Below are 964 nucleotides of genomic sequence, written 5' to 3'. Positions count from 1 at the left end.
GCGGCCGGCTGGCCGGCGCGCAGACCGGTGCGCTGCTGGCGTTCGTCTCCTCGGGCATCCTCGGCCAGTACGACCCCTTCTGCGCCGAGGGTGGGGCGCTTTTGCTGGTGTATCCCAACGTGATCGCCACCGAGCGGCAGCTGCGGGTGACCCCGGCCGACTTCCGGTTGTGGGTGTGCCTGCACGAGGTCACGCACCGGGTGCAGTTCTCGGTGAATCCGTGGCTGCCCGGCTACATGTCGGACGCACTGGCGGTGCTGACCGGCGATGCCAGCCCGGACGTTCTCGAGGTGGTGGGCCGGCTGACCGACTATCTGCGGGGCCGCCGTGACGACGCCGGGCCGTCGGGAATCCTGGGGCTGGTGCGCGCCGTGCAGTCCGAGGAGCAGCGCGCCGCCCTGGACCAGCTGCTGACGCTGGGCACGCTGCTCGAGGGGCACGCCGACCACGTGATGGACGCGGTCGGGCCGGCGGCGGTGCCGTCGGTGGCGACGATCCGGAGCCGCTTCGAGGAACGTCGTCAGCGCAGCCAACCGCCGCTGCAACGGTTGTTACGGGCGCTGATGGGCCTGGACGCCAAGCTCAGCCAGTACACCCGCGGCAAGGCGTTCGTCGACGCCGTGGTCGGCCGGGTCGGCATGGACCGGTTCAACGCGGTCTGGTCGGGCCCGCAGGCCCTGCCGCTGCCCGCCGAGATCGAAGAGCCGCAGCGGTGGATCGATCGGGTGCTGTAGCCCGGCTGCGTGCCGCGCTGGTGGGGTTCGCCGAGCAGCAGTTGCCCGATGCGGCCCGCTGGTGTGTGGCGCTGTCCGGTGGGCCGGACTCGCTGGCCCTGACCGCCGTTGCCGCGGCCGAGCGGCCCACCACCGCGCTCATCGTCGACCACGGCCTGCAAGCCGGTTCGGCGCAGGTGGCCGATCTCGCACGCCGCCAGGCCCTCGAATTGGGATGCGTTGCCGCGCAG

Annotated in this window: 1 protein-coding gene and 1 pseudogene; both read left to right on the top strand. The window is 72.4% G+C overall.

Annotation, left to right across the window (positions count from 1 at the left end; all coding sequences use genetic code 11):
• Nucleotides 1-734: zinc-dependent metalloprotease (locus A5694_RS18930; RefSeq protein WP_064923847.1), on the top strand; the 734-nt coding region annotated here is incomplete at its 5' end.
• Nucleotides 713-964 (top strand): annotated as a pseudogene (locus A5694_RS18925) (ATP-binding protein); the annotation flags it as partial. The gene A5694_RS18930 and the pseudogene A5694_RS18925, both read left to right, overlap by 22 nt.

It is taken from the genome of Mycolicibacter sinensis (genome assembly GCF_001667945.1).
In the GTDB taxonomy this organism is placed as follows: domain Bacteria; phylum Actinomycetota; class Actinomycetes; order Mycobacteriales; family Mycobacteriaceae; genus Mycobacterium; species Mycobacterium sinense_B.
This window is presented reverse-complemented; position numbering and strand designations above follow the sequence as displayed.